Below are 17,211 nucleotides of genomic sequence, written 5' to 3' on the forward strand. Positions count from 1 at the left end.
TAAATCTCAACAAAGTTCATGAAATTTTTTCTTGATTAAGTATGTTAAATCTGATATCCTATATAGTGCACCTCGTTTTATTATTTTTATTTTTTGGTCAGGGGGTAATTGTTGTGTCGAAGGAAGAACTGTTGGAGCAATTGAAATCGAAAATAAATAGACTTACCTGGGATCAATGGTTTACCTCTGCCAAGATTCTCGATATACAGGGAGATAGGGTAATAATAGGAATGGGAAATCTTTTTATAAAAGATTTCGTAGCAAAGAAATATGGTAATCTTGTGTCGGATACGCTTTCTGAAATTCTTTCTAAAAAAGTAAAGGTTGAATTTACATTTATACCAGCTGACCAAAATAAGAATAAACCAGCTGGAAAATTAATCAAGGAAAGACCTTTAAAATTATCCGACTTTAATCCTGAATATACATTTGAAAATTTTGTTGTTGGAGAATCTAACAGAGTGGCATATTATTCTGCGTTAGAGGTAGCGAATAATCCAGGGAAATACAATCCATTGTTTATATATGGCGATGTTGCCTTAGGAAAAACGCATTTATTACATGCTATTGGTAATAAAGTTATGGAAACATCTCCAAATTTAAAGGTTATGTATGTAACAGCAGAAGAGTTTATGAATGATATGATGCGTTCTTTAAGAGAAGAACAGATGGATGATTTTAGAGAACGTTATAGAAAAAAGGTTGATATCTTATTAATTGATGATGTTCAATTTTTAATAGGAAAGGACATGGCTCAGGGAGAACTCTTCCATACATTTAATACATTATTTAATCTTGGAAAACAAATTATTATCTGTTCTGATAGAACGCCTGAAGAATTGGCAACCTTTCATCCAAGGTTAATAAGTAGATTTGAAATGGGATTGGTTGTTAATGTAAATGAGCCTGATAAAAAAACAAAGTTAAGAATTGCTAAGAAAATGGCAGAGATGAGTTCTTTATATATTTCCGATGATGTTGTTACATATTTGGTAGATAACATAGATAATAATTTAAGAAAATTAAGAGGTTTAATTTTAAATCTCTTTTTCCATAGCAAGGTTACTGGGGAGCCTATAAATGTTGAAACTGTGAAGAAATTGTATAGCTCATTAAAAAGACATAAGAAAATTGCTATGGAAAATAAAGAGAGTTTAGCTGTATTAAAGAAAAATCTTATTTTGGAGTCTGTATTAAAAGAATATAATCTTACAAGAGATCAATTGTTTAGCACTACCAGAAAGAAGGAAATTTCTGAAGCGCGTCAGGTTTTAACCTTTTTATTAAAAAATTATGGAAAGATGAAAGTAAAGGAAATTTCGTCTTTTGTTGGTAAGAATCATTCCACTGTAAGTCAGGCTATAAAGAAAATAGAAAAGGAATTAACTACAGGGAATCTTGTCTTAAAAAGAAGAATTGATGATATAAGAAGAGTTTTTGAAGAAGCAGAAAAGATTCATGATCAAACAGCAAGTTAAACTGTACCCTTATATTTCAGGGTACAGTTTTTTATTATAAAGAAATAAAAAATTTTGTAATTTCTTCTCTTCTGTAATGGCAGTAAGGTTTTTTTCCTGTTTTTTCATAATAGTCCTGATGATAATCTTCAGCAGAATAAAATTCTTTCGCCTGTTCTATTTTTGTAGCTACATCATATTTTGACTGTAAAATAGATATAATTTTTTCAGCCAATTCCCTTTGCTCATCTTCGGTGTAAAATATAACACTTCTATATTGTGTTCCGATGTCAGGTCCCTGTCTATTTATTTCAGTGAAATCATGTATTTCAAAAAAATATTTTAATAATTCTTCTGTTGAGATAATTTCATTATCATATATAACTTTTACAGTTTCTGCATGTCCTGTTCTTCCTGTACATACTTCTTCATATGTGGGATTTTCTGTTTTTCCACCCATATATCCAACCTCAGTATCCATTACACCATCTAATTTTTTAAATAAATCTTCTACTCCCCAAAAGCAACCAGCAGCAAGATAAATTGTTTTTTTCATATTTTCACCTCCAGAAAATGTATATATATTATTTTACCATAAAATTAGGAAAACAAACAACTTTTTTATATTATAATAATCTGATATAATATAAATAACAACAATGAATTTGTTAAGGGAGGGAAGAAAGATGAAATGCGGAAGAGAGGTTTTAAAATCGAATTGGAAGAATCTTGAAGTGGATTTGCCAGATAGAAAAAAGGGAATTAAAAATCCTCCATATATAAAACCATATCCTCAGGATACGGAATTAATAAATTTACCAGACATAAAAGGTTTTAAACCGATAAATAATGATTTCATTTCTTTATTGTTTAATAGGCAGAGTCGCAGAAGATATAAAGATAAACCTATTAGTCTGGAAGAATTATCCTATATGTTGTTTTATACGCAAGGTGTAAAAAAAGTGGTAAAGGATAAAGTAACCTTTAGAACTGTTCCATCTGCAGGAGCTACACATCCTCTTGAAACATATATTGTTGTGTTTAATGTTAAAGGATTGGAAAAAGGAATTTATAGATATATATCCACAGAACATAAATTACTCCCAATAAAATTTGAAAACTTAAGAGAAGAGATTATAGAAGCTACATTAGGCCAAAGGTTTATAGGAGAGAGTGCTGTTGTATTTGTTTGGAGTGCAATCCCTTATAGAACAGAATGGAAGTACAAAAACGAGGCTCATAAGACAATTTCTATTGATGCAGGACATGTATGTCAAAATTTATATTTACTTGCTGAATCAATAAATTGTGGGACATGTGCAGTTGCTGCGTATGATCAGGATTTAATGGATAAATTAATTGAAGTAGATGGTAAAGATGAGTTTGTGGTTTATCTTGCACCAATAGGTAAAATTTAATAAAAATAGCAGCCTGAAATGGCTGCTATTTTACTATTACATTTATTTTTTCTTTAAAGAAGTCTTTATCTTCTTCGGTAAATACATTGGTTGGATATAAATAGATATAAGTCCATACTGTATCAATAGGGTCTATAACCATTTTTTTATCAGTTCCATTTATATAATTCACAATTTCTTTTAAAGCAGAAATTGACTCTTTATCGTCAGTATTAACTTTGAATTTCCATGTTTCAATTTTTTCACCTTTTACTTCAAGCACTTCAAGTTCAAATTTTTCCATTTGCATTCCTCCTTGGAAAGATTTCATTTTTAATTTTTTGAGAGTAATAATGTGCTAATCTTGTTGGTTCAGGGAGTTTATACCTTGTAGAAAATTTTAAAGCAAAATATCTGGCTTCATCTATTGTAATGAAATTCCCCGGTGAAACAAAAACAGGTTTTGTTTTTTCACGCGTTCTAATAACACAGCCAATTTTTTTGTCTTTTTTATCATAAATATATGAATAATCACCTTTATTATTTCCAGGTTCATCAAAGTTACCATATAATTTTGATTTTGCTATACCAATAGTCGGAATTTCTATAAAAAATGAAGCGTGAGTAGCAATTCCCATTTTTCTTGGATGAGCAATTCCATGACCGTCAAAAAAAACAATATCAGGTCTTATAGTGACTTTTTTCCATGCGTTTAAAAAGACAGGTAATTCTCTAAAAGCCAATAATCCAGGTATATATGGAAATTCAATTTCCTGATAATGATATTTTACTTCTAACTCATTGAAATTTTTATCTATTATTACTATAATTGCCAATCCAAATTCTTTATAAAACGAAAGATCGACTCCTGCAACCACATTAACTTCCTTTGACAAAGGAATTAGTGAAATTTGATTTATTAAAGATTTTTGTATATTTATGCACTTTTTATAATCTAAATCTATAAAATCATGAATATGATTATAATCCAATTTATTCACCACACTCAATTAATACAACACAATAAGCTTCTATACCTTCATTTTTGCCGCCGATTCCAAGCGAATTTCCTGATTTTCCTTTTATATTAACTTGGGAAGGTGAAATTCTCATTAATTTTGATAAAAGCTCTTTCATTTCCGTTTTATATTTGTTTATCTTTACATAAGAAGTAACAACGGTGGTATCTATATTGATTATTTTGATATTTGAAAGTTTTTCCATAGTTTTTTTTAATAGAATTTTGCTGTCTATATTTTTATATTCTTCAGTTTCAGGGAAAAGCTCTCCTATATTTTCATATCCACATGCACCAAGTAATGCATCAATTATAGAATGAATAAGGACATCCCCATCGGAATGCCCTTTTAATCCTAAATCAGAATTTATCTCAATGCCGCCAAGATATAATTTTTTGCCTTTTTCAAAAGGATGTACATCATATCCAAAACCAACTCTGAACATTATTGTAACCTCACTGGCATAACTATATACATGTATGAATCATCGCCAACAGGTTTTATCATTGTTTGTGAGCTTTCACTTGTAATATTAAATTCAACCTCAGCGGTTGCAATATGGTCAATAGCCTCTCTTAGATATTTTGGAGAATAAGCTATTAATATATCTTCACCTTCTTTATCAACTTCTAATTCTTCAACAGCAAGACCTACATCAGGTGATTTCGCTGATAATTCCATAATACTATCTTTTATTTCTATTTTTACCTGATCATTTTTTGCAGCAATTGAAACTCTTTTTAAAACATTAAGGAATAAATCTGTTGACGCAATAACTTTTGTTTTAAATGCCTGAGGAATTATATTTATATAATCCGGGAAAGGTGCATCAACGACATTTAAGATTATTTCTACCTTATCGTCTTCTAGGAATATTAGAACCCTGGAACCATCAAAGAAAAGTTCTATGTTTTCGGTTTTTGAGCTCTTTAAAACATTTACGAGTTCTTCCATACTTTTTAGAGATAATAAAAATGATGGTGGCATATTTACTGTATCTAATGAAAGTTCAGCAAGTGCTAATCTATAACCATCTGCAGCAACAAGAGTTAAATAACCACCTTCTCTAAAGTCCCAATAAACACCATTTAAATTTTTTGAAATATTTTCAGAGCTTTTTAATGCACAAAAAATAACCTTTTCAATCATAGCTAATAATTTAGTTTTTTCAAATGTAAATATTCCTTCTTCAACTTTATTTGGTACTATTTCCGGAAAATCTTCAGGATCCATTGTTGGAACTACAAATTCAGATTTTCCAGCAATAATTTTAATGTTTTTTCCTTCAATATAGATATTAATATTTTCATAATTTAAATTTCTTATAATATCTACAAAGTTTGTAGCATCAACTACAAATTCAGGTTTTAAAGAAGTTGAATCAGTCTTTATTTCTTCAGGGGAAAATAATGTGTTGTTTTCTTCTTCGGTTTCAATAACTTCAAAATTTTCATTTTCAACAGCATCAGCTGAAACGCTTTCTTCTCCGAATAATTCATTGTCTATTTTTTCAACCTCTTCAAATAATATGTTACTTAAAACACCATGAAAAGAAGTTTGTAAATCTGTTGCGTAAAGGTGTAAATTGTTATCCTTAACAGAAAACTTAAATCCAGATAATACAGGGTTTGTTGTTTTTTTAGCCACAGCTTTTGATGCCATATCCATAAGGTTTAAGAGCTTGTTTCTTGTAACTTCTAGCTTATAAATCATTTTTATTCCTCCTCAATCTATTTTATTTGATTATTTCATATAAAAATATTTATATATTCTATTTTACAATAAATCTTCATTAAAAATCAAGTAATATATAGTATAATATATATGAGGATGTGAAATTGTGAGATTTTTAAAGATCATAACTATTGTTTTTTCTATAATTATTTCATTATCAATGGTATATGATAAATTTAACGATGAAATTAATTATAATAAAATATTTTCAGATATTGAAAAATATAAAGCAACACATAAAATTAAAGGAGGAAGAAAGATGAAAGATAGACCTGTAATACTTGGTCATAGAGGATATAGGAGTAAATATCCAGAAAACACAATTTTAGCTTATTTAAAAGCTATAGAATATGGTGGAGATGGTGTGGAGCTTGATGTTCACCTTTCTTCAGATAATGTTTTAATAATTCATCATGATGATAACTTTGAAAAGATCACAGGTGATAAAAGAAAAATTAGAGAAATGACTTCGAAAGAAATAATGAAAATAAAAATAGACGGAGAGCCAGTTCCTACGCTTGAAGAGGTTTTTGTAAAATTACCAGAATATGCATATATTAATGTTGAAATAAAAGATCCAGATGCCTCTGAGCTTGCATATAATGTTGTTAAAAGTTTTAATGCGTTTGATAGAGTTCTATTTTCTTCATTTGAAATTGAAAGTTTGAGACGTTTAAGAAATCTTGATAAAGATATAGATCTTGGACTATTAATTGAAGATAAAGAGAGAATAGAAAAAATAATGGACTTACACAAAGAGCTTAATTTTTATTCTTTAAACCTTCCAGTTGAAGGAATTGAAATGTTGGGGTTAGATAATTTTAAAACATTAATATCAAAATATTCTGAGATTGGGTTGCATATTGTAATATGGACATTAAATGATATTAAAACATTAGAAAATTTAGATGGTTATATAGATGCTGTAATTACAGATGATATTGAAAAAATAGTGAATTATTATAAATGATTTTTATAGAAAAATCTATGGGTTATTACATGATGGGGGGGATAATATGCCTGAATTTGCAAATCCATTTTCTGGATTAAAAAAGGATAAGAAATTATCTCATGAAGAATTGGTAAGGGCTATTAGATTCATGGTTGCAGCAGAATATGAGGCAGTTCAAATGTATATGCAACTTGCAGAATCTACGGATAACAAATTGGCAAAAGAAGTTCTTATTGATATTGCCAATGAAGAAAGAGTACACGCAGGAGAATTTTTAAGGTTATTGAAAGAACTTGCACCTGATGAAGAAAAGTATTATGAAGAGGGTGCCAAAGAGGTTGAAGAGGAAATTGAAAAGTTAAAAGAATAATAAAATGGCTAATCTCGTCTGAGATTAGCCATTTTTATATGAAAAATATATGGTATAATATGTACTGTATATGGAAAATGGGAGGTGTTGGTATGAAAAGAAGATTATATTTTATTCTGGCATTATTTATTATAGTAATTACATTTAATTCATGTGGAGCTACGAATAGTGGTATATTTGCTCAACCTGATATGGAAAAGAATACTTCATATCATGATTTTAAAGGATTTGGAATTATTGATTACAAAACTTTTCCTCATGAAGCACAGGCAAAACTTGCAGCTCTTGAGGCTGCAAGGCAGGATGCATATACAAAAGCAGTGGAATATGTTTATGGGACATATATTGATTCCAGTACAACTGTAAAAGATTTCGTTATGCAAAACAAAGAAATTGAATCAAAATTATATGGTTTAATAAAAGGTGCCCAGGAAATAAATCAGGGATTTGATATGAATGAAGGAATGGCATGGGTTGTTATAAGAATATATAAAAAGGATATAGAAAATATTATTGGAAAAAGAATAAAGTACTTCTAAAAAAGGAGGAATTCTTTTGAAAATCCTGTTTTTGCATCAATTTAATAGTTACTGGGATGAAAAATTGAAAGAATTAAAAAAGGAATTCCCGGAAATAGAAATAATATTTCCTCAAAAAAATAAAGAAATATTATTAAAAAATGCTGAAGCAATAATAGGTGGATTTATAAATGAAACAGAATTAGAAATAGCAGAAAAGCTTAAAATAATTTTTGTTCCTTTTGCTGGTGTTGAACAATTACCTTTGGAAATATTAAAAGAAAAGAATATTATTGTTTCAAATGCTCATGGGAATGGGAAATATGTCGCTGAAAGAGCTGTAGCCTTAGCTTTAGCTCTTCTTGGAAAAGTTATTCCATTTCATGAAGATTTAAAAAATGGAGTATGGCATGGTTTTACAGTTGGAGAATCGATTTTTGAATCATGGCACTCAATTCAAGGAATGAAAATAGGAATACTTGGATTTGGAGAAATTGGTAAAAATATAGCCAGGTTTTTAAAACCTTTTGATACTGAAATTCATATATTAAAAAACAAAAAGATTGATTATATTCCAGAAAATGTTGATAAAGTTTATTATGATGTTGATGAAATAATTGAACAAAGCGAAATGTTGTTTTTAACTCTTCCGTTAACTGAAAAAACATTTAATATTTTGAGCAAGGAACGGATTATGAAAATGAAAGATAAGTATATAATAAATATTGGAAGAGGGAAATTAATTGATGAAGAAGGGTTATATTTATCTCTTAAAGAAGGAATTTTAAAAGGTGTAGCTTTGGATGTATGGTTTAATTATCCAACAAAAGAAAATAAAAATGTGTATCCTTCAAAATATCCTATATGGGAATTTGATAATGTTGTTTTATCTCCGCATGTAGGTGGCTATTCATTTCATGCAACAACAGCAGGTATAGATTATACTATTGAAAGTATTAAATCATATTTGAAAACAGGAAAACCATTGTCAATAGTTGATTATGAACATAAATATTAAGCTAATTGTGAGGTGATATTTTATTAAAGAGTTTATTAATATACCGGATGACATAGAAATTATAGAACTTTTCGGTACTTATAATAATAGGGTAAAATATTTAAAGAACAAATTTGATGTTGAGATTAGCTATTTAAATAATCGAATTGTTATAGTAGGAAATAAAAAAAACAATATTGAAAGGGTAAAAAGCATTTTAAAGGAAATAATAGATATAACCTCAAATGGACATTTGCTTGATTGGACAGAATTTCAATATATAACTTCATTATATGAAAATAATAAAAATACAATTCAAAAAAATGAATCTAAATCATATAAAAGTGTTGTAAATACTACAGTAAGTGGAATGAGAGTTCAGGCAAAAACACACGGACAGTCGTTATATATAAACACAATGAAAAAAAATGATATAGTCTTTTGTATAGGACCAGCCGGAACGGGGAAAACATATCTTGCAGTAGCTATGGCGGTTGAATTTTTAAAAACAGGTCAAATACAGAGAATTATATTAACAAGACCTGCAGTTGAAGCAGGTGAAAAATTAGGTTTTTTGCCAGGAACGTTATACGAAAAAGTTGATCCTTATTTAAGGCCGCTTTATGATTCGTTAATGGATTTTATGCCAGCAGATAGAATAGTTGAATATAAAGAAAAAGGAATTATAGAAGTGGTACCATTGGCATATATGAGAGGAAGAACTTTGAATAATGCATATATTATTCTTGATGAAGCGCAGAATACTACATATTATCAAATGAAAATGTTTTTGACCAGGATAGGATTTAATTCAAAAGCTGTTATTACAGGAGATATTACACAAATAGATCTTGAAAACAAAAAGGATTCAGGACTTTTAGCTGTTCAAAAAATATTAAAAAATATAAATGGGATTTCATTTATAGAATTAACTGAAAATGATGTTGTTAGAAATCCATTGGTTAAAGAAATTATAAAAGCCTATGATAATTTTGAGAAAATCAAGGTGAAGAAAAATGAAAAAATTTAATAAGTTAAAAATAGTGATAATAGTACTTAATTTTTCAATATTATCTATATTTTCTGAAATATTTTTATGGAAAAATGTATCCATAGAATTTTTGTATAATTCCCTTTTGATACTTATCCCTTTCTGGTTTGGGATAATAGAGTTTTTTATGAATAAAAATAAAAAATTCAAATTACATCCTAAAAATTATTGGGCAACATTTTTAACTGTACTTGATATAGGTATAGTGTTAAATATAATAGCTTTAAAATATTATTCGGATCCGGCAATTTCACCTGTTTTTGTTACTGTAATGATAACCTTGATGATGGATTTTTATATGGGATTATTAATATCTTTAGGTTTTTCTTTTTATTTTGCACTTTTACTTGGTTCATCGTTTAAGTTATTTATTATTCTATTTATTACAGGGAATGTAGCAGCATATTTTAGCAAAAATCTTTATTCGAGGGTAAGGATTATAATTCCCGCTTTTTCGGCTATAATAGTCCAGATCATTTCTTATCTGTTATATTATCAATTTGACTATGAGGCTATTCCTGTAATAAGTTTTTCTAATTTTATACAAATGTTATTAATTCTTGGAGTGTTGCCATATCTTGAATATATAACAAGAATATATTCCGATATTGGATTGTTGGAATTGGGGAATTTGAATCATCCATTATTAAGAAAATTATCATTTAATGCGTCAGGAACATATTATCATAGTTTGATTATTGCAAATCTTGTTGAAAGTGCTTCTGAATCGATAAATGCAAATCCTGTTTTGTTAAGAGTTGGATCATATTTTCACGATATAGGTAAATCTTTAAGACCATTGTTTTTTACCGAAAATCAAAAAGGTATAAACCCGCATGATAAAATAAATCCGAAACTTAGTGCTATTATCTTGAATAAACATGTTACAGATGGAATTGAACTGGCAAGAAAATATAGATTACCTATACTCATTGAAGATTTAATAGCACAACATCACGGAACAAGAATAAAAAGATATTTCTTCCATAAGAATCTTGAACAGGAATTGAATATTCCAGCAGAGGAGTTCAGATATCCAGGACCAATTCCACAATTTAAAGAATCTGCTATTTTAATGATTGCGGATAATATAGAAGCAATTACAAGAAGCATGAAAGAGTTAAATAAAAAGACTTTATCGGAAAGGTTTGATAAACTGATACAGGACCTCTTTTTTGAAGGGCAACTTGATGATTGCGGTTTAACCTTGTCTGAAATAAACAAAATAAAGGACTCAATGATAGAAACAATACTGAATATGAATCATTCCAGAATTAGTTATCCGGAAATTCCGCAGGAATTATTGAAGGAAGGGAATAAAAATGAAAATTAATGTAATTAACAATCAAGATTTAAAAAAAATTGATGAAAAAAAAGTTGAAGAAGTGTCAAAATATGTATTATTAAAGGAAATAGGCGAAGGAGATTATGAATTAAATATAGTAATTACAGATAATAATGAAATTGCTAAGTATAATGAAGAATATAGAAACAAGAAAGGACCAACAGATGTATTATCCTTTGAATATGGATTAGATGAAGAAATAATTGGAGATATAATGATATCTGTTGAAAGGATTGAAGAACAGGCTCCAGACTTTAATAATACCTTTGAAGAAGAATTTTTTTATATTTTAGTTCATGGAATATTACACATATGTGGATATGATCATATAAATGAAGAAGATAAAAAAATAATGTTTCCAAAACAGGATAAATATTTTCAAGAGTTGAAAGAAAAAGGAATTATCTAATTGAAAAATTTTTCATACTTATGCAACTGAAAGATTTTAGTTAATAATTCCCCATATTCCTTCTTTAAAATAGCGTTTTTTAAAATAATCAGGTTGTTTATAATCATTAGAATTGTTATAATAAAGACGATTTTAAAACAAAATTTATTAAAGGAGGAGTCAAAATGTCAGTGATTAGACCATTTAAAGGTTTAAGACCTGTAGAAAATATGGTAGAGGAATTTTCCTGTCCCCCATATGATGTTTTAGAAGAAGAAGAAGTAAAAGAAATAGTTTCAAAACATCCAAACAGTTTTTTAAGAGTTACAAGGGCAGAAGTAGAATTCAATGAAGATATAGATCCACACAGTGAAGTTGTGTATAAAAAAGCAAAAGAAAATCTTGATAAATTTAAAGAAACAGGAGTTTTAATGGAAGAAGAAAAACCTGCATTATATTTATACAGAGAAACATGGCAGGGGCATTCTCAAACAGGAATTTTTGCAACATTTTCTGTTGATGAATATCAAAAAGGTTTAATTAAAAAGCATGAATTAACAAGACAGGATAAAGAAGACGATAGAACAAAGCACATAATGATTTTAGAAGCACAAACAGGTCCAGTATTCCTTACATTTAAATCAAAAGAAGAAATAAAGGATTTAATAAACAAAGGGATTGAAGCAGCAAGAAAAATATATGACTTTACAGATGAAAAGGAAGTTCATCATGAATTATGGGTATTAACAGATGAAGAATTAATAGAAAAATTACAAAAAGCATTTAAAAGCGTTGAAGCATTATATATTGCTGATGGTCATCACAGAGCAGCTGCAGCTTCAAGAACAAAGGAAATATTAAAATCAAAAAATCCTGCGCATACAGGAAATGAAGAATACAACTTCTTTATGGCTGTTGTATTCCCGCATGACGAATTAAAAATCCTTGATTATAATAGAGTAGTTAAAGATTTGAACGGATTAAATGACGAAGAATTTATGAAAAAAGTAGAAGAAAAATTCGAAATTTCAGAAGCACCAGAATCACCATATAAACCAAAATCAAGACACGAATTTGGAATGTATATTAATAAAAAATGGTATGTATTAAAAGCAAAACCAGAAATAGTTAATGAAAATGATCCTGTGGAACAGTTAGATGTTTATATTCTTCAAAATTATTTATTAGATCCAATACTTGGAATTGAAAATCCAAGAAAAGATCCAAGAATTCACTTCCTTGGTGGAATTAGAGGAGTAAAAGCTTTAGAAGATTGGATTGACGGTAAAAATTGGAAAGTTGCATTCTCCATGTATCCAACATCAATAGAAGAATTAATGGCTGTTGCTGATGATAATAAAACAATGCCACCCAAATCAACATGGTTTGAACCAAAACTAAGATCAGGATTATTAATTCACGAAATATAATAAAAAAAACGGGCAATTCGTTATGAATTGCCCGTTTTTTTGTTCAATAAATTAAAGAAAGTTGCAAACCAGAAAAATACTAAAAGGAAATAAATAATAAATCCAAAATAATCTATAAATTTAAATTTAAATATTAATGATATTGTATGAGTTGCTGTTATGTAAGCCCCAGTAGGGAAGATAAAAGCAAACCAGGATAAAGTAAAAGGTATCTTCATTTTTTTAGAATAATATATAGTTAAAGAAATAGCCATTAGCAACCACCAGATACCGTAACCCCACAATAAAAATGAAAATCCATAAAAAACATCTTTTGAAATAATAAAATTAGATGCTTTTGTTAGTTTAATTAACGCTGTTGTTCCAGCACCGATAGGACCAAGATTAACCCATATAGTTGGTGCCATAATATTTGGTAATGGATGATGTAAAATAAATCTGTACATTGAAATTGCAGACATTATTAAAAATAGAAAAAAGCCTGTTCCCCAGCTAAAGTAATTGATAAAAATAATAAAATCATTTACCCAACCCTGAAAATGATTAATAAAAAAACTTCCTGGAATTGGAATAACAATAAAAGCAACTGGCGGAATAAAAAACGCTGGACAAATGTGATCAAGTTTTATATGGTTTTCTTTAAACATAATAAATGGAGTTATGATGCCGAATAAAATAGTAAAAAATGTACCTGCAATCCAGAATCCAAACGAAAATGAAAAAGAATTATTAAACAACATTTGTATATTTGCTGATATAACAAGCATTGCAGCACCAAAAGCTGAGAAAAAGTTGGAAACAAGCGGATGATAAAAATCTTTTAAAAAATCCTTTTTAAAAATAAAAAATTTCACAATCCATAAAGATAAAAAAATGATAAACAAGAGAATATTGAGATAGAAAAGGAAATAAGAAAACGATCTTAGAAAGGAAAAGTATTGTGAAAAAATCAAAGAAGTGATAGAAAAAATACCTGTTCCCATAATGCCAGCAAACCATGATGGTTGAAATTCTTTAGCTTTCATATAACTACCTCCTTGAAATATTAAAGATTGCAATTATTATCTAAGACAACATATTCTTTACTTCTTTCTATATCTTCAGAGTATTCGTTAAAAAGATCATGTTTTAAGTAATTAAAAAAAATGAATTTATTTGCTATTTTATCATTAATAGAATACTTTGTAAGAGTTCCCATTTTTTCTGGCATAATAATTCCAATTAGTCGCATCTTTGAAATATGCCTTGAAACAGTAGATTGAGGTAAATCAAGAATTTTAGTTAATTCACAAACGCAATGTGGCCTATAAAATAAAAGATTTAAAATACGTAAACGGGTTTTATCGGCAAGAATTTTCATTAACTCTTCTAACATTAAAACACCTCTTTCTAAATATCCGGATATCCGGATATATTATAAATTAATAATGTTAATGTAAAATGAAGGAAAAATAAAAATAAAAAATTAGGAAGGACAAATAAGATATCTAAATAATATTTTTCATTATTACCAACTTGTAAAAAAATAGAAATTTTTATTTAACAATAAATAGATATAATAAATGTGAAAAAAGTAATTTTAAAATTTGGTAAAAAAAGAAAGTGTATTTTATATATAAAGTGAATAAAATCACTAAAAATAAGGAGGGAGTTACTATGGCAAATTATGAAGTAACAAAAACAATTGATGTAAGAGGAGAAGTTTGTCCGGTGCCAGATGTAGAAACAAAAAGGGCATTAAAAAAAATGAAATCAGGTGAAATTTTAGAGGTTTTAATTGATTATGCAATGTCAGTTGAAAGGATTCCGGAAACTGTGAAAAAACTAGGGCATGAAGTATTAGAGGTTAAAGAAGCTGGTAATAGCGAATGGAAAATTTACATAAAAGTGAAATAATTCCTTATAGGAGGATGATTAAAAATGGACGGATTCCTTGATATTCTTTATCAATATGAAATTTATTTTGGATTGGGAGTAGGACTTTTATTTGGTTATATTTTACAAAGAGGGCGTTTATGTTTTAACTCAGCAATTAGAGATGTTAAGTTTTTTGGTGACAATTATTTGATGAAAGCTATTTTTTTGGCAATTTCTATTAATTCACTTGTGTTTGTTGCAATGGCTCAATTTGGTTTAATACAATTACATCCGCTCGCATTTGCACCACTTGGAAATATACTTGGAGGTTTAATTTTTGGGTTTGGAATGGTTTTAGCAGGTGGATGTGCAAGTGGTGTTACATATAGAACCGGAGAAGGAATGATAAGCGCGTGGATTGCTGCATTATTTTATGCAATATTTGCATCAGCATCTAAAGCAAGCTTTTTAAAACCTTTAATTTCGTTATTAAAAGGTCCGGTATATACTGTTGAAGGTGATGGGAAATATTATGCATATGACGCTGTTGGACCAACAATTGCAACTGTTTTAAAGGTAAATCCATGGATACCAGCAATAATTTTTGCGGTAATTGTATGGTATATTCTCTGGAAAACAAAAACTACTGAAAGGCCAGATTCAGCATGGAACTGGAAATTGTTGGGTATCCTTACAGTAATTGTTTCTGCATTAGGATATTTAACAAAACAAACATATGGTCTTGGAATTACTGGTGGCTGGGTAAGTTTAATGAATTATCTTATAGGCGGTAAATATATAGGCTGGTCTGGAATGTTTATTCTTGGAATTATTTTTGGTTCTTTAGTAAGCGCATTAATTCGCAAAGAATTCAAATTTAGAGCACCAAGAGATCCAAAAGTGTTTGGACAGGTAGCTCTTGGTGGAATTTTAATGGGATTTGGAGCTGTTTTGGCAGGTGGCTGTAATATTGGACATTTCCTTACAGGATTTTCACACCTTGCTATAGGTTCTATTTTAACAACAATATTCTTTTTTCTTGGAAACTGGGCTGGTTATTACTGGCTTTATGAAAGGGATTAATTATTTTTATAAATTATTATAAATCTATGGAGGTGGAATTATGAAATTAAGAAAGGGTTTATTGGCATTATTGGTATTGATATTATTGATAACAACATTAACAGCAGAAATTAAGGTAAAAACAGCTAAAGATTTTATTGCTGATGCAAAAGCTGTTGTAAAGGAAATAAGTGTTGAAGAAGCATTTAAGATATATAAATCAAAAGATTCAAAATATATATTCCTTGATGTTAGAGAAGCAAATGAAGTTGAAGCTGGACATATTCCAAATGCACATTGGATACCTAGAGGATTATTGGAATTTAAAATTGCATCGCTTGTGAAAAATACAGAAGATAAGATTATAGTTGTATATTGTAAATCCGGAGGAAGGTCAATTTTAGCAGCTAAAACATTGAAAGAAATGGGATACAATGTATTAAGCGTTTCAGGTGGATTTACTGCATGGAAAAACAAAAGATATCCAATTAGAAGAGGATTACCTGGAACAACTGGTGGAGGCTGCTCTTGATTATAAGAATATAGATATAGGAGGCAATAATATGAAAATAGCTATACAGGTTATGGTTCAACCATATACTTATCAGGATATAGATTCTGCTATAAATATAGCAAAAGCTGCTTTGAATAAAGGGCATGAGGTGACAATTTTCTTATTCTGTGATTCTGCAATAGCTTCAAACGATAAAATAAAACCCGTTAGAAGTGATAGGAAAATACCTTCATTATTAAAAGAAGTTGTAGATATGGGTGGAAGAGTTGAAATTTGTGGAATTTGTATGGATTATAGAGGCATTACAAAGGATATGATTGTTGAAGGTTCTAATCCAAGTGGATTGCCAGAACTTGCTGAATTAATATATGAAAGCGATAGATTCATAAGCTTTATGGCGTGAGGTGAAAATAATGGATAAAAAAGTATTGTTTGTAGTCTATCAATCTCCTGTAGGAAGTATATGGATAAACGAAGCATTTAGAACAGCATTTGGTATGTATGGTGAAGATATAGAACCAGCTGTAATGGTTATGAAAGAAGCAGTAACAGGTATATCTGCCGACACTAAACCAGAATCACTGGGGTTATTGCCAATAAAAATTGTTCAACGATTTATAAAAAGATATGAAACACCTGTATATGCATTAAAAGAAGATGTTGAAAGATATCATGTGAAAAATATAGATGAAAATTATCAGGTTCAAATGATATCAGAAAAAGATTTATCTGATTTCCTTCATGATTTTGATTACGTAATATTTATGTGAGGTGGTTATTGTGGCCTTAATTATGGTTAAATATGGTATAGATCATCCTGTAGAAAGACTTAAGATTCAAAGTGCAAAAAACGATGATACAATAGTTTTAATACAAAACGGAATATACTGGAATTTTGAAAATTTAAAAAAATTAACAGATGCAGAAGTAGTATTATTAAAAGAAGATTTTAATGCGAGAGGATATTCTGATGAAGATGCAAATGTAAAGCTGGTAGATTATAACGGTTTGATTGAAGTTATAGAAAAACAGGAAAAGTTTATTGGATAAGTAAAGTAATTTTTGGGGAGCTAATAACTCCCCTATTTTTTTAAGAGTTTATTTTTTGTTAATCTAAAGG

General features: G+C 28.9%; 22 protein-coding genes and 1 pseudogene. 16 read left to right on the forward strand and 7 right to left on the reverse strand.

All coding sequences use genetic code 11. The features are described 5' to 3' along the window. Positions 1–113 precede the first annotated feature (113 nt). Complete coding sequence (gene dnaA / locus LN42_RS00005) at positions 114–1,478, forward strand: chromosomal replication initiator protein DnaA (protein WP_014295533.1); 1,365 nt, start codon at positions 114–116, stop codon at positions 1,476–1,478. Positions 1,479–1,512: 34 nt separating this feature from the next. On the opposite strand, the pseudogene msrA reads toward dnaA, so the two are convergent. Further along, positions 1,513–2,001: pseudogene (gene msrA, locus LN42_RS00010) on the reverse strand (peptide-methionine (S)-S-oxide reductase MsrA); the annotation flags it as partial. A gap of 142 nt (positions 2,002–2,143) precedes the next feature. Here msrA and LN42_RS00015 point away from each other — a divergent pair. Beyond that, the gene (locus tag LN42_RS00015; protein ID WP_014295535.1) at positions 2,144–2,875 is read left to right on the forward strand and encodes a SagB/ThcOx family dehydrogenase; all 732 of its coding nucleotides are present in this window, start codon (positions 2,144–2,146) and stop codon (positions 2,873–2,875) included. Between the two features lie 25 nt (positions 2,876–2,900). Here LN42_RS00015 and LN42_RS00020 read toward each other — a convergent pair whose 3' ends face one another. The 4 genes from LN42_RS00020 to dnaN are packed head-to-tail and all read right to left on the reverse strand — an operon-like array spanning position 2,901 to position 5,586. Continuing rightward, positions 2,901–3,158 (reverse strand): hypothetical protein, encoded by a 258-nt coding sequence (locus tag LN42_RS00020; RefSeq protein ID WP_014295536.1) that lies wholly within the window; start codon positions 3,156–3,158, stop codon positions 2,901–2,903. Further along, a complete protein-coding gene (gene nfi, locus LN42_RS00025; RefSeq protein ID WP_041638394.1) occupies positions 3,145–3,846 on the reverse strand; it encodes an endonuclease V in 702 nt (233 codons plus the stop codon). Before nfi ends, LN42_RS00020 begins: the two co-directional genes overlap by 14 nt. A 1-nt stretch (position 3,847) precedes the next feature. After that, complete coding sequence (gene ispF / locus LN42_RS00030) at positions 3,848–4,318, reverse strand: 2-C-methyl-D-erythritol 2,4-cyclodiphosphate synthase (protein WP_075780025.1); 471 nt, start codon at positions 4,316–4,318, stop codon at positions 3,848–3,850. Continuing rightward, the gene (gene dnaN / locus LN42_RS00035; protein WP_014295539.1) at positions 4,318–5,586 is read right to left on the reverse strand and encodes a DNA polymerase III subunit beta; all 1,269 of its coding nucleotides are present in this window, start codon (positions 5,584–5,586) and stop codon (positions 4,318–4,320) included. Before dnaN ends, ispF begins: the two co-directional genes overlap by 1 nt. Before the next feature lie 127 nt (positions 5,587–5,713). Between dnaN and LN42_RS00040 the strand changes: the two genes are divergently transcribed. From LN42_RS00040 to LN42_RS00075, 8 genes are all read left to right on the forward strand, one after another. Then, the gene (locus LN42_RS00040) at positions 5,714–6,577 is read left to right on the forward strand and encodes a glycerophosphodiester phosphodiesterase family protein (RefSeq protein WP_083635604.1); all 864 of its coding nucleotides are present in this window, start codon (positions 5,714–5,716) and stop codon (positions 6,575–6,577) included. 46 nt (positions 6,578–6,623) lie between these two features. Continuing rightward, on the forward strand, positions 6,624–6,929 hold the full coding sequence (locus LN42_RS00045; RefSeq protein WP_014295541.1) for a ferritin family protein: 306 nt from the start codon (positions 6,624–6,626) through the stop codon (positions 6,927–6,929). 92 nt (positions 6,930–7,021) lie between these two features. Beyond that, positions 7,022–7,468, forward strand: a complete 447-nt coding sequence (locus LN42_RS00050; protein WP_014295542.1) for an LPP20 family lipoprotein — start codon at positions 7,022–7,024, stop codon at positions 7,466–7,468. 16 nt (positions 7,469–7,484) lie between these two features. Beyond that, positions 7,485–8,465, forward strand: a complete 981-nt coding sequence (locus LN42_RS00055) for a 2-hydroxyacid dehydrogenase (RefSeq protein WP_075780026.1) — start codon at positions 7,485–7,487, stop codon at positions 8,463–8,465. 22 nt (positions 8,466–8,487) lie between these two features. Beyond that, positions 8,488–9,474 carry a PhoH family protein gene (locus tag LN42_RS00060; protein ID WP_075780027.1) on the forward strand — a complete coding sequence of 329 codons (987 nt, stop codon included), beginning with the start codon at positions 8,488–8,490 and terminating at the stop codon, positions 9,472–9,474. Further along, positions 9,461–10,828: an HDIG domain-containing metalloprotein gene (locus tag LN42_RS00065; protein ID WP_075780028.1), complete on the forward strand. Its 1,368-nt coding sequence runs from the start codon at positions 9,461–9,463 to the stop codon at positions 10,826–10,828. The genes LN42_RS00060 and LN42_RS00065 overlap by 14 nt, the downstream gene beginning before the upstream one ends. Beyond that, complete coding sequence (ybeY, locus tag LN42_RS00070) at positions 10,818–11,249, forward strand: rRNA maturation RNase YbeY (RefSeq protein WP_014295546.1); 432 nt, start codon at positions 10,818–10,820, stop codon at positions 11,247–11,249. The genes LN42_RS00065 and ybeY overlap by 11 nt, the downstream gene beginning before the upstream one ends. A 164-nt stretch (positions 11,250–11,413) precedes the next feature. Then, on the forward strand, positions 11,414–12,658 hold the full coding sequence (locus LN42_RS00075; protein ID WP_075780029.1) for a DUF1015 domain-containing protein: 1,245 nt from the start codon (positions 11,414–11,416) through the stop codon (positions 12,656–12,658). A 20-nt stretch (positions 12,659–12,678) separates the two neighbouring features. On the opposite strand, the gene tdt is transcribed toward LN42_RS00075, so the two are convergent. Both tdt and LN42_RS00085 read right to left on the reverse strand, forming a co-directional pair. Next, the gene (tdt, locus tag LN42_RS00080) at positions 12,679–13,683 is read right to left on the reverse strand and encodes a tellurite-resistance/dicarboxylate transporter (RefSeq protein WP_075780030.1); all 1,005 of its coding nucleotides are present in this window, start codon (positions 13,681–13,683) and stop codon (positions 12,679–12,681) included. A 20-nt stretch (positions 13,684–13,703) separates the two neighbouring features. After that, positions 13,704–14,033 carry a helix-turn-helix transcriptional regulator gene (locus LN42_RS00085; RefSeq protein ID WP_075780031.1) on the reverse strand — a complete coding sequence of 110 codons (330 nt, stop codon included), beginning with the start codon at positions 14,031–14,033 and terminating at the stop codon, positions 13,704–13,706. Positions 14,034–14,314: 281 nt separating this feature from the next. Here LN42_RS00085 and LN42_RS00090 point away from each other — a divergent pair, with 281 nt between their 5' ends. Genes LN42_RS00090 through tusB form a run of 6 tightly spaced genes read left to right on the forward strand, consistent with a single transcriptional unit; the run spans position 14,315 to position 17,141 of the window. Further along, positions 14,315–14,554, forward strand: coding sequence for a sulfurtransferase TusA family protein (locus LN42_RS00090; RefSeq protein ID WP_014295550.1), 240 nt, complete (start codon positions 14,315–14,317; stop codon positions 14,552–14,554). Between the two features lie 24 nt (positions 14,555–14,578). Then, the gene (locus LN42_RS00095) at positions 14,579–15,598 is read left to right on the forward strand and encodes a YeeE/YedE family protein (protein WP_014295551.1); all 1,020 of its coding nucleotides are present in this window, start codon (positions 14,579–14,581) and stop codon (positions 15,596–15,598) included. A 40-nt stretch (positions 15,599–15,638) separates the two neighbouring features. Beyond that, positions 15,639–16,109: a rhodanese-like domain-containing protein gene (locus tag LN42_RS00100; protein WP_014295552.1), complete on the forward strand. Its 471-nt coding sequence runs from the start codon at positions 15,639–15,641 to the stop codon at positions 16,107–16,109. A gap of 31 nt (positions 16,110–16,140) precedes the next feature. Beyond that, positions 16,141–16,494, forward strand: a complete 354-nt coding sequence (locus LN42_RS00105; RefSeq protein ID WP_041638396.1) for a DsrE/DsrF/TusD sulfur relay family protein — start codon at positions 16,141–16,143, stop codon at positions 16,492–16,494. Positions 16,495–16,504: 10 nt separating this feature from the next. Beyond that, positions 16,505–16,861 (forward strand): intracellular sulfur oxidation protein, encoded by a 357-nt coding sequence (locus LN42_RS00110; RefSeq protein WP_075780032.1) that lies wholly within the window; start codon positions 16,505–16,507, stop codon positions 16,859–16,861. Between the two features lie 10 nt (positions 16,862–16,871). Then, positions 16,872–17,141, forward strand: a complete 270-nt coding sequence (gene tusB / locus LN42_RS00115; RefSeq protein ID WP_014295555.1) for a sulfurtransferase complex subunit TusB — start codon at positions 16,872–16,874, stop codon at positions 17,139–17,141. Positions 17,142–17,211: the final 70 nt, after the last annotated feature.

Origin of the sequence: Marinitoga sp. 1137, from assembly GCF_001941525.1 — a bacterium.
Classification (GTDB): domain Bacteria; phylum Thermotogota; class Thermotogae; order Petrotogales; family Petrotogaceae; genus Marinitoga; species Marinitoga piezophila.